At 66.3% G+C, this 22,916-nt stretch carries 20 protein-coding genes; 6 read left to right on the forward strand and 14 right to left on the reverse strand.

Features of this window, described 5'->3' with window-relative positions; all coding sequences use genetic code 11:
* From ACAG21_RS15440 to ACAG21_RS15455, 4 genes are all read right to left on the reverse strand, one after another.
* A partial coding sequence (locus ACAG21_RS15440; RefSeq protein WP_370497002.1) for a PPE family protein occupies positions 1–1,099 on the reverse strand: 1,099 nt, incomplete at its 3' end.
* A gap of 10 nt (positions 1,100–1,109) precedes the next feature.
* Positions 1,110–1,409, reverse strand: coding sequence for a PE family protein (locus tag ACAG21_RS15445; protein ID WP_036469081.1), 300 nt, complete (start codon positions 1,407–1,409; stop codon positions 1,110–1,112).
* A gap of 173 nt (positions 1,410–1,582) precedes the next feature.
* The gene (locus tag ACAG21_RS15450) at positions 1,583–2,821 is read right to left on the reverse strand and encodes a PPE family protein (protein WP_370497003.1); all 1,239 of its coding nucleotides are present in this window, start codon (positions 2,819–2,821) and stop codon (positions 1,583–1,585) included.
* 492 nt (positions 2,822–3,313) lie between these two features.
* On the reverse strand, positions 3,314–3,508 hold the full coding sequence (locus tag ACAG21_RS15455) for a ferredoxin (protein ID WP_096287704.1): 195 nt from the start codon (positions 3,506–3,508) through the stop codon (positions 3,314–3,316).
* A gap of 265 nt (positions 3,509–3,773) precedes the next feature.
* Here ACAG21_RS15455 and ACAG21_RS15460 point away from each other — a divergent pair, with 265 nt between their 5' ends.
* A complete protein-coding gene (locus ACAG21_RS15460; protein WP_370497005.1) occupies positions 3,774–4,949 on the forward strand; it encodes a cytochrome P450 in 1,176 nt (391 codons plus the stop codon).
* Positions 4,950–4,991: 42 nt separating this feature from the next.
* On the opposite strand, the gene eccCa is transcribed toward ACAG21_RS15460, so the two are convergent.
* A complete protein-coding gene (gene eccCa, locus ACAG21_RS15465; protein WP_370497006.1) occupies positions 4,992–9,164 on the reverse strand; it encodes a type VII secretion protein EccCa in 4,173 nt (1,390 codons plus the stop codon).
* Complete coding sequence (gene eccB / locus ACAG21_RS15470) at positions 9,161–10,681, reverse strand: type VII secretion protein EccB (protein WP_370497007.1); 1,521 nt, start codon at positions 10,679–10,681, stop codon at positions 9,161–9,163. Before eccB ends, eccCa begins: the two co-directional genes overlap by 4 nt.
* 406 nt (positions 10,682–11,087) lie before the next feature.
* Between eccB and malQ the strand changes: the two genes are divergently transcribed.
* The 3 genes from malQ to ACAG21_RS15485 are packed head-to-tail and all read left to right on the forward strand — an operon-like array spanning position 11,088 to position 14,057.
* Entirely contained in the window at positions 11,088–13,250 is a 2,163-nt protein-coding gene (malQ, locus tag ACAG21_RS15475; protein WP_370497008.1) for a 4-alpha-glucanotransferase, read from the forward strand.
* Between the two features lie 10 nt (positions 13,251–13,260).
* The gene (locus ACAG21_RS15480) at positions 13,261–13,731 is read left to right on the forward strand and encodes a nuclear transport factor 2 family protein (RefSeq protein WP_370497009.1); all 471 of its coding nucleotides are present in this window, start codon (positions 13,261–13,263) and stop codon (positions 13,729–13,731) included.
* A gap of 53 nt (positions 13,732–13,784) precedes the next feature.
* Complete coding sequence (locus tag ACAG21_RS15485) at positions 13,785–14,057, forward strand: LapA family protein (protein WP_370497010.1); 273 nt, start codon at positions 13,785–13,787, stop codon at positions 14,055–14,057.
* Positions 14,058–14,066: 9 nt separating this feature from the next.
* Here the strand turns inward: ACAG21_RS15485 and ACAG21_RS15490 are convergent, their stop codons facing one another.
* From ACAG21_RS15490 to ACAG21_RS15505, 4 genes are all read right to left on the reverse strand, one after another.
* Positions 14,067–14,495 (reverse strand): SRPBCC family protein, encoded by a 429-nt coding sequence (locus tag ACAG21_RS15490; protein WP_370497011.1) that lies wholly within the window; start codon positions 14,493–14,495, stop codon positions 14,067–14,069.
* 169 nt (positions 14,496–14,664) lie between these two features.
* Positions 14,665–14,808, reverse strand: coding sequence for a hypothetical protein (locus ACAG21_RS15495; protein WP_370497012.1), 144 nt, complete (start codon positions 14,806–14,808; stop codon positions 14,665–14,667).
* A 121-nt stretch (positions 14,809–14,929) separates the two neighbouring features.
* Positions 14,930–15,076: a hypothetical protein gene (locus ACAG21_RS15500; protein ID WP_370497013.1), complete on the reverse strand. Its 147-nt coding sequence runs from the start codon at positions 15,074–15,076 to the stop codon at positions 14,930–14,932.
* 191 nt (positions 15,077–15,267) lie between these two features.
* On the reverse strand, positions 15,268–15,825 hold the full coding sequence (locus tag ACAG21_RS15505) for a hypothetical protein (RefSeq protein ID WP_090602139.1): 558 nt from the start codon (positions 15,823–15,825) through the stop codon (positions 15,268–15,270).
* Positions 15,826–16,003: 178 nt separating this feature from the next.
* Here ACAG21_RS15505 and ACAG21_RS15510 point away from each other — a divergent pair, with 178 nt between their 5' ends.
* Positions 16,004–17,809, forward strand: coding sequence for a DUF4407 domain-containing protein (locus tag ACAG21_RS15510; RefSeq protein ID WP_370497014.1), 1,806 nt, complete (start codon positions 16,004–16,006; stop codon positions 17,807–17,809).
* Between the two features lie 35 nt (positions 17,810–17,844).
* On the opposite strand, the gene ACAG21_RS15515 is transcribed toward ACAG21_RS15510, so the two are convergent.
* Together ACAG21_RS15515 and ACAG21_RS15520 are read right to left on the reverse strand one after the other, a co-directional pair.
* Positions 17,845–18,663, reverse strand: a complete 819-nt coding sequence (locus ACAG21_RS15515) for a DAPG hydrolase family protein (RefSeq protein ID WP_370497015.1) — start codon at positions 18,661–18,663, stop codon at positions 17,845–17,847.
* Positions 18,663–20,003 (reverse strand): FAD-binding oxidoreductase, encoded by a 1,341-nt coding sequence (locus ACAG21_RS15520; RefSeq protein WP_370497016.1) that lies wholly within the window; start codon positions 20,001–20,003, stop codon positions 18,663–18,665. The genes ACAG21_RS15515 and ACAG21_RS15520 overlap by 1 nt, the downstream gene beginning before the upstream one ends.
* A 66-nt stretch (positions 20,004–20,069) precedes the next feature.
* Between ACAG21_RS15520 and ACAG21_RS15525 the strand changes: the two genes are divergently transcribed.
* The gene (locus tag ACAG21_RS15525) at positions 20,070–20,816 is read left to right on the forward strand and encodes an IclR family transcriptional regulator (protein WP_370497017.1); all 747 of its coding nucleotides are present in this window, start codon (positions 20,070–20,072) and stop codon (positions 20,814–20,816) included.
* A gap of 144 nt (positions 20,817–20,960) precedes the next feature.
* Here ACAG21_RS15525 and ACAG21_RS15530 read toward each other — a convergent pair whose 3' ends face one another.
* Positions 20,961–21,257, reverse strand: coding sequence for an ANTAR domain-containing protein (locus ACAG21_RS15530; RefSeq protein ID WP_370497018.1), 297 nt, complete (start codon positions 21,255–21,257; stop codon positions 20,961–20,963).
* 212 nt (positions 21,258–21,469) lie between these two features.
* On the reverse strand, positions 21,470–22,834 hold the full coding sequence (locus ACAG21_RS15535) for a wax ester/triacylglycerol synthase domain-containing protein (RefSeq protein ID WP_370497019.1): 1,365 nt from the start codon (positions 22,832–22,834) through the stop codon (positions 21,470–21,472).
* Between the last annotated feature and the right edge of the window lie 82 nt (positions 22,835–22,916).

Below are 22,916 nucleotides of genomic sequence, written 5' to 3' on the forward strand. Positions count from 1 at the left end.
CGGCGGCTTCGGGGGCTGCGGTGATGGCGCTGACGGGTACCGCGGCGGCGTGGCTGACCGCCGGAGCGGCTCCGGACCACACGGCCGGGACCGACAGGCGCCCGACCGAGCCGGCGTTGCCCAGACCCGCGGCGACCGCCGGTGCGGCGTGGGCACCGCCGCCGAGCATGCCGCCCAGACCCGCCAGGCCCTTGGGAGCCGCGGACGCCGCGCTGGCGGCCGCACCTCCGAGGGCGCCGGTGCTTTTGGCGATCTGCACACCACTGTTGCCCATACCGACGGAGAAGTACGGCAGACCCTCGGTGTTATAGGCAAAACCGACGAACGGGCTCAGACCGTTGACGAAGCTGGCGAAACTGCTCGGCAGAATGGTCTGCCCAGTCAGCAGGAACCAGCCCTGAGTAAGCAGGTCGCTGCCGTTGGTGCCGGCGACCAACGCCTGGGGCGACGCCGCGTTTGCCAGCGTTTGCGGTGTCTGGGTGATCGCCTGTGCCGTGGTGTTGGCGGCGTTGCCCGCACCCGTGCTCGCCGCCGACGAGGTCGCCGCGGCCTGCTTGGCCCCGGCGTCCTGGGTGGACACCTCGGGCGCTGCGGCAAACGGGGTCACCTTGGTCGCCGACGACGATTGTCCCGCGTAGCTGTACATGGTGGTGGCGTCCTGGGCCCACATCTGGCCGTACTGCGACTCGAGCTGGGCGATGACTCCGGTGTTCTGCCCCAGCACGTTGGTTTGCAGCGCCTGGGTCAGCAGCGCCCGGTTCTGCGCGATCAGCGGCGGCGGCACCACCGAGGCGAACGCCGTCTCGAAGGCCACGGCGGCCGAGTCGAGCTGCTGGGCAGCCTCTTCGGCCTGGGTCGCGGTGGTCTTCATCCAGGTCACGTACGGCGTCAGCGCCTGGACCGCGGCGGTCGAGGCCGGCCCCAGCCACTGCTCGCTGGACAGCTGGGTGATCACGTTCTCGTAACCCAGTGCGGCCGAATTCAGCTCCGCGGCAAGCGAACGCCAGGCCGAGGCCGCCGTCGTCATCGACGTCGAACCCGCGCCCGAGTACATGCGCGCGGAGTTCACTTCTGGAGGAAGCGCTCCAAAATCAATCATCGTGATCTCCTTAGCCCGCCGCGGCCGCGTTGGCCGCCTCTGTCAGCGCATATGACCCCGAGCTCATGCTCAAGGTGTTGACGAACTGCTCGTGGATGGCGGTGGCCTGTGCACTGACCGCCTGGTACATCTGTGCGTGTGCAGCGAACTGTGCCGCCGTCAGCGCCGACACCTCGTCGGCAGCGGCCGGTACCACACCCGTTGTCGGAGCCGCGGCCGCAGCATTCTGGGCGGTCAGCGCCGAACCGATCCCCTGTAACGTGCTCGCCGCCGCCGCCAACGCTTCTGGCTGCGTTGTCACAAACGACATGTGATTCCCTCCTCGGTAACCGTCCGGTGCACACACCGGCGGGTTTTCTTGACAATGACGTTAGTTCGCTCGCAGTTGGACTTGCCCTGTCCATGCGAACTGTTCAGACCTGGACAATCTCTGTTCATCTGGCGGTCACTTCTGTTCCTCGAGATTCGAATTCCTCATGGCCGTTATCCCGCGGACGGTGGACGGACAAGCACGTTGCGCTTGAAGCCGTACTTGTGGGTGAAGCCGGTGGCGGCCCGTCGTCCGGTACCGGTCATGGGCATGCCTTGCAGGATGCCGTTGTTGGCGGGTCCGGTGGCGCTGGTGGCGTAGTTGACGGTGGTGGCGTGGATGGCCGGTTCCTCGATGGCGGTGGGCGCCGCGCCGGCCCAGGTATTGGGGACCGAGAGTCCGCCAACCTTGACCGAGGTAGCCAGGTGCGCGGTGGCCGCGAGGCCGCCGGGGTGGCCACCGCCGAGCGCGGCCAGACCGGCGAACTGCGGCGTCGGGTACCACGCACCGCTACCACCGGCCGTGGCACCGAGACCGAAGGTCAACTGCTGCTGCATCTGGTAACCGAAGGCTCCAAGACCGACGCCGAAGTAGGCCTGCAGGCCCTGGCGCAGCGTGTTGAAGAAGCCCGGGGTCCAACCATTGGGGTTGTCCGGCGTGGGGATCGTGAACCATCCCTGCCACCAGGGCGGCGGATCCGCTGCGGCGGCGGCCTGCTGGGGCGCTGCCGCCGGGGCGTTGACCGAGGCTTGCTGCAGCATCTGCGGCACCGTGCTGTTGGAGGCCATCTGCGTGCCCGCGTTGGCCGCCGTCTGACCCGACTGGCTGGCCGGCTCGGAGGCGGCCTTTGCCACCGCTTGCGCCTGGTTGTTCGTGCCGTCCGGAGTGGTGGTCTGCGGCGACGACGTGATCGGAGGCACCTCGGCCTCGATTGCCGACGCTGCCGCGTAGCTGTACATGGTGACCGCGTCCTGGGCCCACATCTCCATGTACTGGGCTTCGGTGACCGCGATCGCCGGGGTGTTTTGGCCGAAGAAGTTCGTCGCGATCAGGGTCGCCAACAACACGCGGTTGGCCGCGATCACCGGCGGGGGCACCGTCGCCATGAACGCCGCCTCGAATGCGGCGGCCGCCCCCCGGGCCTGCATCGCGGTCTGCTCCGTATCAGCCGCCATCGAGCTGAGCCAGGTCACGTACGGCAGGACCGCGGCGAGCATCCGCTGCGATACGGGCCCCATCCACGGTCCGCTGGTCAGCTCGGAAATCACCGAGTTGTATCCGCTGGCTGCTATGGCCAGTTCAGCCGAAAGCGCATCCCAGCCTGCGGCAGCGGCCATCATTGGCCCCGATCCCGGGCCCGCATACATGCGACCGGAATTGATTTCGGGCGGTAACGCTCCGAAGTCCAACACCGTGTCCTCCTCAATTGGCCGGGATTGCGGTGGCAATCTCGGCTATCGCGTAAGAACCTGTACAAACCATTAGCGGCTGCCTCAGCACCTGCTATCCCCCGACCGCCGACCCTTTAAAGGCCAGGCGTATCCATGGGTTAGCAAACCCTGTGAGCAGGCAATCCGGTAGGTCCTGGCGCACCCGCCCGCCATCCACGGCACGGTGTTCCACCACCATGTTTCCCGGACAGTTGGTCAGGAACGTCATGCCCATCCTGCCTCGATTACCCCCCACTACCAGCAACCAAGCGACAGCTCGTTTGGGCTGAACTGCCGCTCGTGAAAAACATTAATGGCTTATACCCCGGCCACCGACTGGCGATGCCAACTATTCACACCAGGCCAACCATTGTTCACTCCCGGCCAACTGGTGTTCATTTCCAGGGGCTGGCTGTTCACCCGGGGTTCGCCCGTCTGTTTAGGGCCGGACGCCACCGGCGCCGATGGTCCTCGTCACTCCTCGTCGAGGATGAGCGCCATCTCCGGGCAGGAGGCCACCCCGTCGCGAGTCAGCTCCGCTTCCTCGGGTGGCACCTCGTGTTCTTCGAGGATCGAATAGCCCGACTCGTCGATGGGGAACAGATCGGGATCGACGGCGTAGCACTGGGCGTGGCCCACGCATTTCGATTTCTCGAGACGAACCCTCACGAGGTCCCCTCCCCCGCCGCGTCCACGGATCGCGCCAGATCGGATTTGACGAATCGATAGGTAAATCGACCGCTTTTGAATTCTAGAAGATGTTGACACCCGCGCGGCGGCCAGTTCCGCGGTCCACCAGCCGGATTGGAGCCGCTGCGTTACACGTGCGATATTGATGTGCCACCGAAATTCCGGCGACGGCGTCGTTCCACGCGCGGCCGGCCGAGTCGGGCAGCAGGAACGAAATAGCTGACAACAAGCGGAGATAGAGCGCATGAGCATCTCTGGCGATTACGAGCCAGGCGACTTCTACCTACCGCGGCTCGAATACGCCAAATTGCCCATGGCCGTCGACCGTGGTGTCGGATGGAAGGTGCTCCGGGACGCGGGCCCGGTCGTCTTCATGAACGGCTTCTACTACATAACGCGGCGCGACGACGTGCTGGCCGCGCTGCGAAATCCCAAGGTCTTCTCCTCGCGGCTGGCGCTGCAGCCCCCCGGGTACCCGTTGCCGGTGGTGCCATTGGCATTCGACCCGCCCGAGCACACCCGCTACCGCAAGATCCTGCAGCCGTACTTCAGCCCGCACGCCCTGAGCAAGTCGCGGCCGGTGCTCGAGCGCCACGCGGCCGAGATGATCGCGGAGTTCGCCGGCCGCGGCAGTTGCGAGGTGATGGCGGATTTCGCGAACCTGTATCCATTTCAGGTGTTTCTTGACCTCTATGGCCTTCCGCTGGAAGATCGCGACCTGCTGATCGGCTGGAAAGACGCCCTGATCGCGGACAACCCCTACCTCAGCCAGGAGGACCTCAACAAGGGCCACCTGCTGTTGAACTACCTCACCGACGTGATCGCCCAACGTCGGAAGAACCCGGGCACCGACATGCTGTCCCAGGTCATGACGGGCGACGGCGACTTCAGCGATCTCGAACTGCTCGGGATGAGTCATCTGTTGATCCTGGCCGGCCTGGACACCGTGACCGCAGCGATCGGATACGCCATCTACGAACTCGCGCGCAGACCGCAGCTGCGCGACATGCTTCGCGACAATCCAAGGCAGACAAGGGTTTTCATCGAGGAGATCGTCAGGCTCGAGCCGTCGGCGCCGGTGGCTCCCCGAGTCACCACCGAGTTCGTCGAAATCGGCGGCATGACGCTTCCCCCCGGCACTTCGGTGCGGTTGTGCATGGCGGCGATCAATCGCGATGGCACCGACTCGGTGTCGACCGACGACATTGTGATGGACGGAAAGGTGCACCGGCACTGGGGATTCGGCGGTGGTCCGCACCGCTGCCTGGGGTCTCACCTGGCGCGCATCGAGCTGACCGTGATCGTCGCCGAATGGCTCAAACAGATCCCCGACTTCGACGTGCCCGCGGACTACACGCCCGAAATCAGGTTTCCGTCAAAGACATTCGCGCTCAAAGCATTGCCGCTGAGTTGGGACTGACCGCGGTCGACCCGCGGCAACCCCAACTCAGCGACTGCTGCCCTACTTGTTGACCTCGGTTGCCGCCACCTGGACGAACACCCCGGTGTCCTCGGCCATCAGCAGGCCTCGACCACGGGGCAGCGGGCCACCCTTCATCTTGCCGCGGATGAAGCCTTCGTCCGGGTCGGCGTCCATCACCAGCAGCGGCGTGTTCGCCTGGTGCAGGGCCCGCAGAATCGGGTCGCTGCCCGCCGACGACCAACCACCGAACGTCCGGGTGACGAAGACATGCAGGCCGACGTCGGCGGCCCGGGTCACCCACGAAGCGATCTGGTGCAGCGGCGAATCGAAGCCCGGTGGCAGCTGCTGGACGTCATCGACGATCAGGAAGATCTCCGGACCGCTCCACCACGACCGCGACAGCAACTCCTGAGCGGTCAGCCCCGGCGGAGGCTGGCGGGCGGCCAGGACCGCGGCCAGCTCGCCCACCAGCGCCTGCACACCGTCGAGGTTGTAGGCGAACTTCTCCACATACTCGGTGCCCAGGACCGTCAGCAGCTGACGCCGCGGGTCGACCAACCAGACCTGTGCCGAGGGCTTGCCCTCCGGGGGCGTCGGTGCGGTGCTCGAGCCCGGGGCATACAGCCGGCCGATCTCGGACATGATCGTGGCCAGCGTCGTGGTACGCCCACATTCGCGTCGGCCCGTCACCATCAAGTGCGCGTTCTCGTTGAAATTCAGGTACACCGGCGCCAGGTCCAATTCGGAGATGGCCCAGGCGATTCCGCCGACGCCAACACCCTGGCGGTGGTCGCGGGCAGCCAGCTCCCGCACCTGCTCCACACCGAACCGTGCCGGCAGACGGCGCACCGGAGGCGCCTGGCCGCTCGCGAGCCTGCTGACGGCCGCGACCACACTGTCGGACTCGAAGATGTTGTTGGGGGTGTTGGCCAACGCGGGCCGGGCCACCAGTGTGTGCAGGCCCGCTTGCGGGTCGCTGTCGAGTCGGACGTAGTTGACGGCGACCATGCCGCGCCCCGGCTTGACCGGGACGTCCTTGGCGAACCGGGACCGCACCAGCTTTGCGTCCTCGACCGCGGCCAGACGCAGCTCGACGCGGGACCCGAACCCGCTACGCACCGGCGGCCGCAGCTCGGATTCGCGATCGGCGGTGACCACAACGTGCACCCCGAACGAGGGGCCCTGGTTGATGATCTGGTTCACCTGCTCGATCAAGACCTCGTTCTCTTCGGCCAGTGCCCGGTAGTTGTCGATCACCAGGTAGACGTCGCCGAAGCCGTCGTTGGGCACCGGGCCGGCCTCGCCACCGAACTTGCGACGCCGGAACACGTCCATCGACGCGATCCCGTACTCGAGGAAGCTGCGCTTGCGCTCACGCACCAGCGCCAGCAGTTCGGCCACTGTCCGGCGCACACCGTAAGGATCGGTCGGCCCGGCCACCTCACCCACGTGCGGTAGACGCGCGACCGTGGTCAACGCGGTACTGCTGTAGGCCAGGCAGTAGAACTGGATCTGCTCGGGGGTGTGGGTCAGCGCGGCCGAGCAGATCAGCGTCTGCAGGGCCGTGGTCTTGCCCGCACCACCGGCACCCAGGATCAGCACGTTGGCGCCCGGCCCGGAGGTGTCCACCGTCCACGGCGGCTGGTCGTGCTTGAACGGGCGGTCGATGATGCCGATCGGGAACACCAAGTCCTTCGACGCGCCGTAGTCCTGGTCCCAGGGCCGGCCGAGGAAACGGTTGACCAATTCGTCGATCGCGACGGGCTGGGTCAGCGGCGGCTGCCACAACCGGTAAGGCTCGAAGTCGATCTTGCGGAGCTGGTTGATGATCTCCGTGCCGACCTTCGGCGTCCTGATGCCTTCGTCGTCTTCGTCTTCACTCTCGGCGCCGTCGACCTCGAGCGCCTCGCCGTTGCCCAGGATCGCCGACGGCTCGAGGTCCGGCCCGGCCTCGGTGACCTCGAGCGGGGTGAACGAGTTGGTAAACAGCTGAGGGCGAATGTAATCGATGCTGTGCACCAGCACGGGTGCTTCGTCGCCGTCGACGGTGATCCCGCGGGAGTAGTAGTCACGCCACAGGAACTCCGCCTGGAACCGGACAATGTCCTCGAGGCTGCGACGGAAGTAACCGAGACCGGCCTGCGCGGGCAGGTTCACGGCGTTGGGCACACCAGCGGCCTGCGCCGCTCCGGCGGTACGCGCCTTCAGCACCAACCGGTAGCCCATGTTCTCCATGAGCTTTTCGGCGCGGCTCTCGATGGTCTGCGAGGCCATCATCAGGTGGATCCAGTAGGCGCGTCCCTGCCGGCCGATCGAGTCGAGGACGTCGACCGCGGTCGGCATGATGCGGAACCACTCGTAGAACTCGTCGATAACCACCACGAGCATCGGCAGCGGCGGCATGTCCTGACCGCGGGCGCGCATCCTGGCCCGCACCGAGTTGTATTCCTTGGCGTCGTCGACCCCGGCGTTGTCGCACACCGCCTTGCGGCGGGCGATCTCGCCCCACAGCGCGTCGAGGAAGCGCTCCATCAGCGCCTGGTCTTCCTCGAGGTCGGTGATGATCCGCGAAACGTGCGGCACCCCGGCGAACGGCTTAACCGCCGATCCACCCTTGAGGTCGGCCAGGACGAACTGCAGCTCCTCGGGTGGGTGGGCGAGCATCAGGGACTCGATCACGGTGCGCACCAGTGTCGACTTACCCGAACCCGTCGTTCCGGACATGACGCCGTGGGGGCCGTCGCCGCCTTCGTCCAGTGACTTCATGTCCAGGAACAGCAGCTCGCCGTTGTCGGAGCGGTTACCGAACGGCACCCGCAACCGCGAGCGGCCCATCGTGTCGGTGCGGGCACCCCACAACGCGTCGAAGTCGATGTCACCGGGATCGTCAACCCCGTAGTAGGCCAAGATGTCCCGCGCGCCGATGTGCGCGACCCGCTGGCCGATCTCCTCGTAGGCTTCCGCGAGGCGCCAGTGCGCCATCTTCTGGCTGAACTCCTCGGCCTCGGCGGCGCTGATCTGGTCGGTCAGGGCGAAGAACCACGGCTTGTCGTCGATCACCATCCAGGTGTCGCGGTCTCGAGGCAGCGCCTCGATCACGCCCTTGTCGTCGAACCGCAGCGTCCGCTCCGGGACCGACGTCCACATCGACGAACCGGTCAGGTCGAAGAAGGTGACGCCGTCGACACCTTCGGCGCTGATCACGTATTCCCATTGCGGGTCAACGACGTCGGCGATGATCACCGTGTGCGGCGTCGGCGTCTGGGCCGACGAGCTGGCGTGGCGGGGCGTGAACGATCCGCGGCCGGCGAACAATTCGGCCTGCTCGGCGGCGAACTCGCGCACCGAGCTGTAGACCATCCGGGCGTTACCCGCCGCGTCCTGGCGCCGCGAATCACCGAAGTGCGGCAGCCACTTGACCCAGTCCCATTCGTCCAGGTCCGAACTGACCACGACCATCTGCACGTGGTCGGGGCCATGGGAGAACGCCAGCTGACAGACGATCGCACGCATCAATCCCAGTACCTGCGGGCGCTCACCGATCAGCGCGTACCAGGGCTCCACGAGCAGCGAAACCATCTTGGGCAGGTTGTATACGACGCTTTGGTAGCGACCGAATTCCTGAAGTGCCTTACCGGTAACGGGCTCCAGCTCGATGTCGGTCGGCATGTTCTGGGGCTCACCCCAGGTCACCTCGGGACGCGTCATACCCACGCCGACGCGGACCACACCGAAGTTGAGGTCCTTGCCGTCGGGCTTGCGCTCCCACATCCGCGGGGATCCCACCGCGGCACTGAGGGTGTCGGGAGCCGGGTGGAACCACCGGTAGTTGGCGTCCATGCTGTCGGCCGACTCGTGGGCGGTCTCCCGCAGCATGTCCAGCATCAGCATGAACTGGGCGCGCATCGAGTCCAGTTTCGGCCGGCTCATCTGCTGCTGGCCACCGAACCGGCCGCCGAACATCATCATCGCGACACCGCCGATCATGAAGATCGGGAAAATCGCGCCGGCGCCGCCGAACACCCGCGAGCCGCTGCTGAACACCATGGCGACCATGCCGATCATCAGGCCGATCACCAGAACGCCGACCACGACCAACCACACCGGCTTGCCCTCTGGCGGCGGAATGCTCAGCGGTGTCGGCAGGACGATGTTTTCCGGCTTGATGACCGGAGGCTTCTCCGGCGTCGGCCGGGCGAATCCACGCTTCACTTCGGTACCACCAACTCTGCAGGGGACATATCCATCGGTAGGGTGTCGTGCTCCACCAGCGCATCAGCCCGCGACAGCGTCGGGCCCTGCGGAAGGAGCCGGAGCGCGACCCACGGCGCCAGGCTCGGGTTGGTTTGCAAACCCAACGCCTCTCGCACTTCGCGGGTGTCGTCGACACCGAATCGGGCGCCGGCATCCGTCACCCACCATAGCGATTCGGTGGTTTTGGCACCGGGATCGTTGCCGGTGACGGCCACGAAGTTGGCGAAGTTAGGACCGAAGTAGACCTGGTCGGCGGTGCGGCCGGTGGTATCCGACTTCACCAGCGAGACGATCTTTTTCGACTCGGACTGCGACACCGGGATGGTCGGTCCGGAGATGACCTGGATGCGGGCCCGGTTCTCGCCGCTGGTCTTCTCCCACCACCAGCAGGTCGCCGGGTTCTCCCGCAGGTCCGTGACATTCAGCGGGTTGTCCGGGTACGACGACAGGTCCAGTTTGTTGACCACCGGCATCTTGGCCAACGCCGCGGGCTCCACGGTCACCGGCTTGCTGTTGTTGGCACCACCGGCGTTCTGCATGATCTGCGCGACCAACGGCGGCAGCGTCTGCACACCTTCGGGCAGCACCAGCGAATACTGTTGGGGCCCGCTGATTTGCGGCGTGACCAGGATCGTTCCCACCGGGCCGGGCGCGTTGGGGAAGGTCGCCGCGCTGCCCGCGTTCTGCACCTCGGGCACCGTCAGCTCGGGACCCACCGGCAACGCGTCGAACAGGGCGCGGCTCATTGGCTTTGCCAAGCTGATCTGTTCCGGCGTCAAGCCGAGCGGCAACAGCACGGAGCGGTTCGCCGCGTCAATCCGCGACCGGCGTCCTTCCCGGATTACCCAGGTGTCGCCGCTGTAGCTCAACACCACGGCGTCCGAGCCGTTCAAGACGTGGCGGCGGTTACTCAGGTCGGGCGTGCCGTCGATCACCGTCACGGTCACACCCGAGGGCGCACCGACGCCGGTCGAGCCGGCGACGGTGTCGCAGATCAGCCACGACGACTGGGACGGGGTCTTGGGGCCGAACGTCGACGGCGCGCCGGGGATGCCCACCATCGGGCCCCGCGGGACGTTGGCGATCTGGCTGGAGCGCACCAGATGCGGGTTGTCGGGGCGTCCGGTGATCAGCCTGGCCGAGGCCAGGTTCAGCGCCGGGTACAGCTTGTCGCCCACCCGGACGTACAGCGCACCGGAGTCGCGGTCGGCGATGATCGGCGAATCCCCCACCTGACCGGCCGGGCTGATGAAGGAGTACAACAGCGCGCCCAGGCAGATCACCACCGCCGCCGAGACCGACGCCACGACGGCCAAGGTCTGACGCCGTCCCGGCTCGACCTCCATCCGGACCCGCCAGCGGGTCAGTGCCATCGAGGTTCGCCGAGCCAGGAACTGATAGCCGGTCACCTGGGTGCGCGTCGATAGCCCGAGGCCATACCCCGAGCCGCGCTGCCCGCGACTCTCTTCCGCCACTAATTCACCATCCGGTCTGTTAGAACGCCTGGACAACGTCCAGCGCGCGAATCACATCGATAACCGTAAGCCACCCGCAATGACCTCGCCATGTAGCGCAACGTGGCGTTCACTTCGAAGCCTCGTCACGTCCATCAATCCGTCCGGCGTCCAACGGCACCGCCGACTCGCGCAGCGCTGGCAAACGCCGCTGAGCTGGCAGTTTCCCCGTTCCCCACTGGATCCCCCGGCCGGACTGTTCATCTCTCCATTGGGATCGTAGCCGCGGACGGCCGACCCGTCCTGTCGAGCCAGCGCGACCCCGACGCTTCGCTGACCTGCTAAGTATTCGGCGCCAGCAACATCGGCGGCGTCAGTCGCCCGGCTCGCGTCGTGCCGGGCGGCGTTTGGCAGCAAGATGAGCGGCATGACTGAGCTCGCACCTTCGTTGGTCGAACTGGCCGGCCGATTCGGCATTTCCACGTGGTACGAGGACTGGGCGGGCCGCCAGGCTCAGACATCGGAGCGCACGCTGATCGCGGTGCTCGCGGCGCTCGGCGTCGAGGCCGGCACCGAGCAGGATCGCAACGAGGCCCTGGCCAACCAGCTGCGCGCCTATTGGTCGCGTCAACTGCCGGCGACCATCGTCGCCCGCACCGGCGCCCCGACGCGGTTCTGGGTGCACGTGACCCACGGCGATCCCGCCGAAGTTTTGTTGCGGCTCGAGGACGGGACCGTGCACGGCGGCGTGCAGCAGGTCGACAACTTCACGCCACCGTTCAATCTGGACGGGCGATGGGTCGGCGAAGCGAGCTTTGTGCTGCCGACGGATCTGCCGCTGGGCTACCACCGTTTGCATCTTCGATCCAGAGGTATCGAGACCAGCGCCGCGCTGATCGTGACGCCCGACTGGCTCGGCCTACCGGAGCAACTCGGCGCGCGTCGGGCCTGGGGCCTGGCCGCCCAGCTCTACAGCGTGCGGTCCGAGCAGTCGTGGGGCGTCGGGGACCTCACCGACCTGACCGACCTGGCCGTCTGGTCGGCGTCGCGGCACGGGGCCGACTACCTGTTGGTCAACCCGCTGCACGCGGCCACCCCGACGATCCCGATGGAGCCTTCTCCCTATCTTCCGACGTCACGCCGCTTCTTCAATCCGCTCTATATTCGCGTCGAGTCCATCCCCGAATTCGCCGACCTGGCCAAGCGTGGCCGGTTGCGGCGGCTTCGCGACGAGGTTCAACAGCACGCCGCCCGGCTCGATGCCATCGACCGTGACAAGGCATGGAAGGCCAAGCGGGAGGCCCTGAAGCTGATTTACCGGATACCGCGGTCCGCGGGCCGGGAGCTGGCCTATGCCGCCTTCTGTGAGCGTGAAGGCAGCGCGCTCGACGACTTCGCCGTCTGGTGCGCGCTGGCCGAAAAATACGGCGGCGACTGGCATTGCTGGCCGGAATTCCTGCAGCATCCGACCGCGATCGGCGTTGCCCGGTTCGCCGAAAAGCATGCGGAGGCGGTCGATTTCCACCGCTGGCTGCAATGGCAGATCGACGAACAACTCGCCGCGGCACAGTCGCAGGCGGTGCGGGCCGGCATGTCGTTGGGCATCATGCACGACCTGGCGGTCGGCGTGCACCCGAACGGGGCCGACGCCTGGGCTTTGCAAGATGTGCTGGCCCTGGGGGTGACAGCGGGCGCGCCGCCCGATGAGTTCAATCAGCTCGGCCAGGATTGGTCGCAGCCGCCATGGCGTCCCGACCGACTGGACGAGCAGGAGTACCGGCCGTTTCGCGCGCTGATCCAGGCGGTGTTGCGCCATGCCGGCGGTGTGCGGATCGACCACATCATCGGGTTGTTCCGGCTGTGGTGGATCCCCGAGGGCGCACCGCCGAACGAAGGCACTTACGTGCGCTACGACCACGAGGCGATGGTCGGCATCGTCGCACTGGAGGCACACCGCGCCGGTGCCCTGGTGGTCGGCGAGGACCTCGGCACGGTCGAACCGTGGGTCCGCGATTACCTCTTACTCCGCGGGCTGCTGGGCACCTCGATTCTCTGGTTCGAGCTCGACCGCGACGGAACCGGCGGTCCGCTGCCCGCCGAACGCTGGCGCGAGTACTGCCTGTCGTCGGTCACCACCCACGATCTGCCGCCGACCGCCGGTTACTTGGCCGGCGACCATGTCCGGCTGCGCGAGTCACTGGGATTGCTGACCCGGCCCGTCAGCGAAGAACTCGAGTCCGACCGGGCGGAATTGGCGGCCTGGATGGCCGAGCTGCGCCGGGTGGGGCTGCTCGGCGAGCACGACCCAAACCCTGACCCCGAGCAGATCGTGCTGGCCCTCTACCGCTACCTGGGCCGCACGCCGTCGCGGTTGTTGGGCGTGGCGCTGACCGATGCGGTCGGTGATCGCCGAACCCAGAATCAGCCCGGTACCACCGACGAGTATCCGAACTGGCGGGTTCCGTTGACCGGCCCCGACGGTAAGCCCGTGATGCTCGAGGACGTATTCACCAGTCGCCGGGCTGCCGCTTTGGCCGACGCGGTGCGCGCCGCGCTGGCACCGCCAACCATCTCACCGGGCGCCTGTTAGCTTCGGGACCATGACGCTGTCCGCGAACGACCGATCCACACTCAGCGATGTCGTGCACCGCTATGCCGCCGGGGTCGATGATCGTCAATTTGATTCCGTGGCAGCGCTTTTCGCGGTAGATGCCGAGCTGGTGGTGCCTGAGCCGCCGGCCACGTTGACGCCGCTTCATGCGCATCGGGGCCGGCCGGCCATTGCGCAGGCCGTTGCCGCGGTGGCCGCGGTCGCCCGTACCGAACACGCGATCGTCGGCGAGGTGTACGACGAGGGGCCGCGGGCCGGCGCGGCGCGCGGCCGGATCGCGTGCGTCGCCCATCACTGGACTCGGCGTGACGATGAGGTATTCGACGCGGCTTGGCATTTGCGTTACGACGACGAGTACGAGTCGACGGACTCGGGGTGGCGGATCACGCGCCGACTGTTGACCGTCAACGCCATCGAGACGCGGTCGGTACGTCGATTGTTGTCGTGGGATCCGGAATGAGCGCGCTCGCCGAAGTCGTTTGGCCACGCGGCTTTTCGGGTAGCCGCGTCTGCATGGAGCACAACAGCCGCAGCTGGACCGACGATGGCCGGACCGGACCGCCGCAGCGATCCGTGCGGACGCCCGGCATGCTCGTCGTCGGTGCGGCGGTGATCGCGTTGGTGGTGTGCGTCGTGGGATTTGCACTGGGCCAGATCGGCATTGGTCTCTCGGCGGCCATCGTCGGACTGATGGCGTTGGGCGTCGGGCTGGACTGGCTTGCCATGGACGGCAGGCGAATCCGCCAGGCGGAACGGGAATGGTTCGCAAGCCACCCGGCGCGGTGACGCCCGCGGCTACTGCAGAGCGGCCAGATTTTCCACCGACGTGCGCACATCGGAGCGCAGCACGCGCGCCACAACTTTTCCGACCGGTCCGCTGAGCACCCCGCCCCCGATGTCGGCGTTCAAGTGGAAGACGGACCCCGGCTGCGTGTCCGTCACGTCCATCGCCACGGTGATCCGGATCCCACCCCTACCGCGGCCTTGCAGCTCAATCGATTTGGGTTCGTCGTAGCGGGTCACCGTCCAATGCACGACGTTGCGGAATCCTTTGACCTTGATGCACGACGAGACTTGGGTGCCTTGCTCGATCGTCGACGGTATTTCACCGCGCCAGCCGCCGAAGATCGTCATCCACTCCTCGAATCGACCCAGATCGGACGCCAGTTTCCAGGCGGCACCGGGGTCCAGATCCGACGTCGTCGAAACATCCACTTGCGCCAAGGTTTGTCGCTCCTCTTGTGACCGTTTTGAGCGTTCAGTCGAGGTTCTACATACCCGCGCCCGGGGAATCGCAAAACGCGCGCTGCGTCACCGCCTCGGCGGCCGGCAGGCTTCCGGAGCCGCGGTGGGCCCCGGAAGCAATTTGCCGGTGCTGGGCTGATTCCGGTGGTTACGTCGGGCAGACGCCTTTTACCCAGTCGCTGACGAGTTTGTTGTTTTTCGTGTAGTCCGGGTCATCGAAGTGAGCACCGCCGGTGGTGACGAAATGTTCGATTGCGTCCTTGACCTTGGCCGGCGGGTTGTACTTCTCCAAGGTGTCGGCGGCTTTGCGAGCGGCAGCGTTGTCCGACGCGGTCAGCAGGTCGGCGTTCGCACCGGTGACATCGACGCACTGGCTGATGTCCAGTGTGGTTGTTGGTGCCGCCTCGGTGGTTTCACTCGACGAGGAGCTCGACGTGGCGGACGCTGAGGGAACTCTTCGTCGACGATCCGGACGGACTCGTCGTTTTGCTGCCGGACGAGCACCCCGAGATCGCTACTCCCGCGATCAGCGTTGCCGCGAGTAACCACCGATGGGCCATGTGAACCTCCTATGTACACGAACTATCAGGCTGAAATGGGTGCCGCACGGCCGTAGACTAACCCACCGCTCTTTGCGGTGTGACGAATTCGTCGGTCCGCTTCAGGCGGTCGGTTTCGTTTGCCCGGGCTGCGGGTCGGCCACGGGAGGCAGCCGGATTGTCGACGGCGCGCAGCGGCGCCGGCGCGTCGACTACGGCCAGGCCTCGTTCAACTTCTCTTCGACGTCGATGACCTGCGCGGCCTGCGAGTGGGGCGCATCGATTTCGTCGGCGACGTATTGGGCGATGAATCGGCGAATCTCGCCGTCGACGCCGGCCAGGATGCGCAATATCTCGCCACGGAACGACTTTGACGACACGTTCACGGTGATATCGGAGGGCCGTGGTTTCGCGACGTCGACGATCAGGATCAGCGGCTCGGCCGCCCGTGCCGTCGCACGCAACGCGATGTCACCGGAGACCTGAAAACGCTGCTTGTCGAGCCGCAAGTCCAGCAGCAGATCAATGGAGAGTGGAATGTGAACGACGAAGGTGATGCTGTCACCCAAGCGTCGGGTGACCCGCGGGTCTTGGATCTTGACGTTGGCACTGACCTTGGCAATTCCGCCGGGACCCTGGGCAATCGGCTCCATCGCGAATTCGTTGCCGGCGATATCGGCGAATGCGGCGGCGACACGCTCGGGAGTGACGGCGACCTCGAAGAATCTGCGACCGAATTCTTCGTAGGTGACGTAGTCGTGGTTTTGCATAGGCTTATACCGTCTCACGGCATTTGCCGGAAACTTCGCTGATCCGTCCGCGTCGCAGGAATTTCACCCCCATCGGCCCCGACCGCAACCCGTTGTGAACAACGCCACACGTCGGCGCTTCGATTCGGTGTGTCGGCCGACGGCCTGGGACGCTTGACGACGGAGGTGTTGGAGTCTGATGGGCGCCCACGAATCAATTGAGCCGCGCTCAGCCGTCTCCCGGGCCGAGGGGGTACTCGCCTGGCTTGGTGGCGGGCATTGGCGCGAGTTAAGTGAACGCCACGAGCGGTCCACCCACGCCGTCGCGGGTGCAGTGGTGCTGCTCGGAGCCATGCTGGCCTGGCTGGTCGCGGCGTTGGCGGTTGACGCGTCGGCACGCTGGCCGCTGATTGCGATCGTCGCGCTGACGCTTGTCTTCGGTCTGCTGGTCGGGGCGGTGACGCGCGGCATCGCCAGCGGCCCGCACCGCGGCTGGCCCGGCGTCGCGGGACGGGTGGTCGTCGCGGTGACGGTCGGCGTTGTCGTCGGCGAACTCGCCGCGCTCGTCGTGTTTTCCCGCTCGATCGATCACCATCTCGAGGACCGGGCGGTGCGCAGCGCCGACTCGGCGCCGGCTGTCGCGCAGGCGTCGGCAGCGCTGCAACGCACCCGTGCGGCGCGCAGCGGGCTCGACGACGCGGTCACTCAGGCGCGCAACGGACAGGACAACGCCCTGGTCGTCGCGCGCTGCGAGTACCACCCGAGTCCGGCGTGCCCACAGACCCGCATCACCGGCGATCCCGGTGCCGGGCCCGAAACCCGAACGGCCAACGAGATTCTCGCCGATGCGCAGCACGAGCTGGACAACGCGTTGGCGGCCCGCGAGACCCAGGCACCCGCACTGGACGCCACGATCTCCCGCGAGGAGCAGGCCGTCAACGATGCCCGCCAGCGGGTGCTTGCCGATGCCGGCCCGGGCGGCCTTGGCGCGCGCTGGATCGCGATGAACGAGCTCACCTTCGCCAGCGCCGGGGCGATGGTGTTGCGCTTGCTGACCATCGCGTTTTGCGTGTTGGTCTACTTGCTTCCCCTGATTCTGCGAATGTGGCGCGGCGAGACCACTCACGATCGCCACGCGACCGCCCGCGCGGAGCGTGAGCGCGCCGAACTCGACGCGGATACCGCGATCGCGATCAAGCGCGCCGAAGTCCGCCGCGAAGCCGAAATCCTCTGGGCAGAGCACCAACTCACTCAGGCTCGGCTGGCCATCGAGGCGCAGACCGAGATCGACCGGGAGCAGCAGCGCCGTCGGGTCACCGAAGCCATCGAGGGTGTGCGCCCCGCGCCACCGGCGCGGACCTTCGAACCGGTGCAGGAAGACATTTACCTGCCGATCGCCGCCGAGGCGCAAGCCGCCAGTCGGGCTATCACCGAATTGCCCTCCGGCCTAACGGATTCCCATGCCGACCTGCGGCCGACGGCGAAGAATCTGCCGGCGGAGGTCGAACCGGCCGGCGAGGTTGAAGTGCCGGACGAGCCCACCGCTTCGGCCATCCCGTCGCTCCCCGACGCCACCAGGGCCGCGGCGCGCTGGATTCGTCCACTGGTGCCGCCGTTCGTCGCGCGGGCCATCGACAACACCACCGCACCGCTGCGCACCGCGCGCCACGTGTTCGAAGAGGTCGAGGAGATCACGTTCGCGCTCCGGCGCACTCGCAAAGTCACTTTCGACGCCGAGAGTTCTGACACCGGTGAGCCGCAGCCGTCGCCGACCGATGCGCAGCGCCGCGAACGGATTGCCTCTTCGCGCGAGCACCACGAGACGCACGACCCCCCGGCCCCGCGCGTGGGACAACACGGCGCAGCGCAACTGGGCGTCAAGGACGCCGACGGCCTACCGCTGGCGCCCGCGGACAGCGATCGCACACCGGAGTTGTCGCAGCGCGAGGGTCCGCGCCAGCTTCGCCCACCCCGAGGCCCACGCCAACTTCCGCCCGGGAAATAGCCGCGAATCCGCCCGCCGACGCCGGCTGGACGCGGTTACTCGTCGCCGAACGCGGCGTAGAGTTCGGGCAGGAATCCGGCCAGGTGGTTCATCTCCTGCGCGCAATGCACGAGCAGATTCCGGGCGTTGGCTTCCGGGTTGCCGAGTATGCGAGAAGCAATGGGGCGCAAAGCGATTGAGGCGACGCCCGGAGCGTTACGCACCGCGATGTATGGTCCGCCCATCCAGAACCGGGACCGCATTTCGGATCCGGTGGGCGTGGACCGGACGTGATGGATGAACCATCCGACATCCACCGGAGCGTCACTGGCGCCCAGCCGGGCGCAGATCGCCACCGCCTCTTCGCTGTCCGGTGGACAGTTCAGCTGCGCCGGATCGACGAATTGGATTGCGCCATTGAGCATCGTCGAGCCGATGTATTCGCTGATCAACGACCAGCGGCCGATGTAGCGCTGGGCGCCCCGACGGCCGGCGTCTGCGTCGTTCGAGCCGTCCTTCCAGGCCGCGGACAAGTGCGCCCGTGGGTGCCACAGCTTGTACCGGCGGGTGTCACTGCCATGCCAGCCGAACCACCAGGTCCACATCGGCGGAGTGACACCGGGCATATCGGTGCGTACCGACACCTGATAGCTGCCGTCGTCGAGGACGCCGTAGCCGTTCTCGGTCTGCTGGTAGCCCGCCTCGGCGACGCTCGCGGCGTCTTCGAACGCCGGCAATGCCATGCCGCCTTGTGGACCGTGCTGTAGCGCCTCCACGACATGTGTTGGCAGCGGTGCCATTTCGGGGTTGAAGAATTTACCGAACGGCGTGTTCGCGTCGTCGTTGCGATAACCGAGGTAAAGATCGCCGGCCATCACAGTCGTCCCATCCACGCGTTGAACAGACCATCCGGGTCGTAGGCCGCTCGTATCTTGTCGAGGCGGGCCATCGCTGCGTCACTGGCGAATCGGGCCGGACGCTGGCCGAGATTCTCGTCGGCCAGCTGAATGCCGGTGGCCAGATGCGACATCGCGGCCATGTTGGAGCGCGCCCAGTCGCCGTACTTCGCGTCGTCGGATTCGTTTTTCCAGGCGCCGTACAGGGCCAGGTAAACCTCGTCTTCGATGCTGTAGGCCATGTCCGGGCGGGCCGGCGACGGCCCCCAGTTCAGCCACAGGAAGTGCGACGGGTGGTCTGGAATTGTGTCGATGATGTTGTGAATGCCCGGCAGCAGATCCTCGGCGGAGGCCGACGTCCACATGTTGTCGGCGGCGTAGCGGTGGTCGGACAGGTAGTTGCTCATCACGGCGGTGTACCAGGTGGGCATGTCGGTTGGCATGTATGGAATGGCGACCAGCGCCTTGTCGATGACCGGCACCGTACCGAAGATGGCCAGGGCCTCCTCGGCTTCCTTCTCTGTGTCGGCGAATGCCGGCGAGGCGAAGGTGATGGCCGGCGTCTCGAGGTTCATGTTCGGGACGCTTCTGCTTGCCACGATTTGCATTTCGACGCGGCGGTCCACCTCGGCGCTGACGTTGCGCGCCCACGTGTAGATCTCGTCGGCGAGTTCGATCGGATAGACGTAGACGCTGGTGCCGCAGGCGCCGGGGCGTGGGTACAGCTTCAGGTAGAACGAGGTGACCACCCCGAAGAAGCCCGGGCCGGCGCCGCGCGCGGCCCAGTACAGGTCGGCGTGATTGTCTGCGTCGCAATGGATTTGCTCGCCGTCGGCAGTGATCACATCCAGGCCGATGACGTTTTCACACGCCAGGCCCCAGACCCGGCTGTTCCAGCCGTATCCGCCCTGCAGGAGGTAACCGCCGACGCACACACCCTTGCAGTGCCCGGCGGGAAAGAAGAGATTCTGCGCTTCCAGCTCGGCCATCAGGATGCTGCCGCCCTTGCCGGGGCCGACGATGGCGACGCCCTTTTCGGTATCGATACTCGCGTGGTTGATCCGGTTGACGTCGAGCAGCACGGCGCCGTCGCGCAAATGGTTGGCCGCCCAGCTATGGCCGCCCGAGCGGATGTTCACCTTGAGGCCGTTGGCCTTTGCATAGCGCAGGCCGCTGACGATGTCGTCGGTATTGACGGCCGCGACGATCAGCTCCGGGTAGCGCGCGGGGACTCGTTGGTTCCATACCGTGCCGCGGCGGGCTTCTTCGTATCCGTCATCGCCGCGAAAGAAGTGCCGCCCTGCGGGTAGCGAACTCATCTGGAGCTCCTATGATCCATATTGCGGGTCTTTATAGTCCGCAATACGGAACACTATAGTGGAAGTGTGGCACCCACGGAACCCGCTTCGCCCACGAATCGCGACGAAGGCATCCAGGTGCTGCGTCGTGCGGCCGCAGCGTTGGACGAGATCGCCGCCGAGCCCGGACGGCTGCGGCTGGTCGACCTCGGCGAGCGGCTCGGACTGGCAAAATCGACGGCGCGGCGCCTTCTGGTGGGTCTGGTGGAAGTCGGATTGGCCGGGGTGGATTCACAAGGCCACTTCTCCCTGGGCGAGCGCTTGCTGGGTTTCGGCAGCGCCGCGGGACCGCACATCTCGGCGATCTTCCGGCCGACCATCGAACGGGTAGCGCGGGCAACCGACGGCGAAACGGTCGATCTGTCCGTGCTGCGTGGCCAGCGGATGTGGTTCGTCGACCAGATCGAATCGTCACACCGGCTCCGCGCGGTCTCCGCCGTCGGGGTCCGATTCCCGCTGGAAGTGACCGCCAATGGCAAGGCGGCGCTGGCGGCGCTGGACGACGCCGACGCGGAGGCGATGATCTCCCGGTTCGGTTCCGGCGTGGCCGAGCGGCTTCGCCGCGAGATCACCGAGATCCGGCGTAGCGGGATCGCGTTCGACCGGGGCGAGCACACCCCCGGTATTTCGGCGGCCGCCATCGCGCGACGGACGTTAGGCGACAACGTCGTCGCCATCTCGGTGCCGGCTCCCACCGAGCGCTTCCTGGAAAAGGAGCAGCGCATCATCGCAGCATTGCGTACGGCGAGCGACTCGCCGGCCTGGTCTCGTTGACGAGGCGTGAAGGGGCGGTGAAGACTCGCCGACGGACCGCTGCTAGTGCCCGGTCGTCGCCGTCAGGCCGGTGGATTCTCGACGTGGGTTGGCACGGCCGTGGTACCCCCCAGGGACCCCGGCCGCGCCAAGATCGTGATCACGTCAACAGCTCAGTGCTGTTGCTCCGCTGAACAGTTGACCCCACTCGTGCCGCGCGGCCGACTGCGCTTCGGTGAAGCTCGATGTCTTTTCGCCCTCGCCGGCCAGGTGCACAAGCGCCCATGCCATCGCGAATACGGGAACCTTGTGCCGCAGTGCCGCAGTGTGCAATTCGTCGAACGCCGTCTCCGAACGGCACCGGCGAAGTCCGATGATGATCCCCCGCGCGGTGTCGAGAATGCGGCTGGAGTTCGGTCCGCACGAGGTCGGTGCGGGAACCCAGTTCGCCATGCTCTTCATACCTCCTGTCGCCCCAACGAAAATCCGCTACTCGGCATAGCGAACAAGAATCCGTGCGAGAACCAATGACTGGCGATCGGGATTCTCAAAGGCGCACTGTGCCATGATTTGTCGAATGAGGCCGTTATGCCATACCGACGCCGATATCGATATGTGCTCGTGACCGTGTCGGTACCGGCGAGTCGTCACGGTGGCTGAAATTCAGCTCCGAATTAGCTTGCGAGCGAAGTCAACTCGTCAAAGCCCGCGACGATGGCGTCGTAGAAGACGTCGTAGTCGGGTATCGCGACGGTATCGACGTTGATGCCGATCGCGCAGGTGTCGACGTAGGTCAGCAACGTGACATTGACCGACGCGCCGATCGTCGGGCCGAACGCGTATTGGGCGCGTACCGCCGCGCCGCCCAGGAAGACCGGCACCGGGACGCCCGGCACGTCGCTGGCCACGAAGTCGACATGGCGCAGTACCGAACCGATGTACCAGCGCGGCATCAGGTTCAGCGCGCCGGCGATCAATTGCGTATAGGGCAGCGACCTTTCATCGCGCACGGCGCCGGTGCGCTGGTGTATCGCTTTGATTCGTGCGGCCGGGTCGGCCTCGCTCACCGGCACGTCAAAGCGCATCAGTGTGATCCGGTTTCCTCCCATGTCGTCGGCGGCTGTGCGCAGACTGATCGGCATGGAAAGGTGCAGGTCGCCGATCTCGACCCCATGTTTCTCGTGGTATTGCCGTAACCCGCCGGCTACGCCGGCGACGAACGCGTCGTTCAGCGCGCCTCCGCAGCGGTGCGCCGCGTCGCGAAGGAGTGCCTTGGGCACCTCATGGACACCGAGTCGCCGGATCAGTCCACGCTCGGTGATCAGTGGTGACCCGGTCCGGGCTATCGGCCGCACCGTCCGGTAGACCGATGCCGTGGTCGCCGCCGCGGATCGGACCGTCGTAAGAGGCCGCCGAACACTGTCGATCAGCAGTCGCGGGGCCGTCTTGACGACGCCGATCAAGGCCTTGGCCATCAGGTCGGCGTCGTAGCGCCAGGAGTCGCGGTAATCCCCCAGCAACGAGGGGTTGGATCCCTGCGGCTCGGGCGGCAAGGATTCGTGCGCATACATGTCTTCGGAGAGATTGAACAGGTTCATCGCGATCTGGACCCCGCCGACTCCATCGGTGAGCGCATGGTGGAACTTGCAGATCATCGCCGCGCCACCGTCTTTGAGGCCATCGATCAGGGTTACCTCCCAGAGCGCCCGCGCCCGGTCGAAGTCCTGCATCTCGGCCAACCGGGCGACCTCGAGCACGTCCTCGATCCCACCGGCCCCGGGGCAGGCGGTCCGGCGAATGTGGTAGCCGAGGTCGAAGTCCCGCACGTACTCCCACCGGGGTGGGGCCGGCGGTCGCGACGCCACCACGCGCTGCCGAAACATCGGCAGCTTCCGGCTGATCAGGTCGAGTCGGTCACGCACCTCATCCCAATCCGGGGATCGGTCCAGCAACACGATGCTGACCACAGTCGACCGCAGCCGCGGATCGGCTTCCATTGCCCAGGTGAAGGCATCGCTGTTGCGCATGAAGGTGGCCATCATGTACCTCGGGCACAAACCTACGACTCGTAGCGGCCGTCGTCATCAGTTTGTTGGCAGACAATGACTTTGGTCCTTCGGT

This window comes from Mycobacterium sp. pR1184 (assembly GCF_041287235.1).
GTDB lineage: Bacteria > Actinomycetota > Actinomycetes > Mycobacteriales > Mycobacteriaceae > Mycobacterium.

Bases quoted from the DNA above. Each gene is read 5' to 3' on its own strand.
- ACAG21_RS15445 (WP_036469081.1), bottom strand. From the start codon at position 1,409: ATGTCGTTTGTGACAACGCAGCCAGAAGCGTTGGCGGCGGCGGCGAGC.
- ACAG21_RS15460 (WP_370497005.1), top strand. From the start codon at position 3,774: ATGAGCATCTCTGGCGATTACGAGCCAGGCGACTTCTACCTACCGCGG.
- malQ (WP_370497008.1), top strand. From the start codon at position 11,088: ATGACTGAGCTCGCACCTTCGTTGGTCGAACTGGCCGGCCGATTCGGC.
- ACAG21_RS15480 (WP_370497009.1), top strand. From the start codon at position 13,261: ATGACGCTGTCCGCGAACGACCGATCCACACTCAGCGATGTCGTGCAC.
- ACAG21_RS15485 (WP_370497010.1), top strand. From the start codon at position 13,785: ATGGAGCACAACAGCCGCAGCTGGACCGACGATGGCCGGACCGGACCG.
- ACAG21_RS15500 (WP_370497013.1), bottom strand. From the start codon at position 15,076: ATGGCCCATCGGTGGTTACTCGCGGCAACGCTGATCGCGGGAGTAGCG.
- ACAG21_RS15505 (WP_090602139.1), bottom strand. From the start codon at position 15,825: ATGCAAAACCACGACTACGTCACCTACGAAGAATTCGGTCGCAGATTC.
- ACAG21_RS15510 (WP_370497014.1), top strand. From the start codon at position 16,004: ATGGGCGCCCACGAATCAATTGAGCCGCGCTCAGCCGTCTCCCGGGCC.
- ACAG21_RS15515 (WP_370497015.1), bottom strand. From the start codon at position 18,663: ATGGCCGGCGATCTTTACCTCGGTTATCGCAACGACGACGCGAACACG.
- ACAG21_RS15520 (WP_370497016.1), bottom strand. From the start codon at position 20,003: ATGAGTTCGCTACCCGCAGGGCGGCACTTCTTTCGCGGCGATGACGGA.
- ACAG21_RS15530 (WP_370497018.1), bottom strand. From the start codon at position 21,257: ATGAAGAGCATGGCGAACTGGGTTCCCGCACCGACCTCGTGCGGACCG.
- ACAG21_RS15535 (WP_370497019.1), bottom strand. From the start codon at position 22,834: ATGGCCACCTTCATGCGCAACAGCGATGCCTTCACCTGGGCAATGGAA.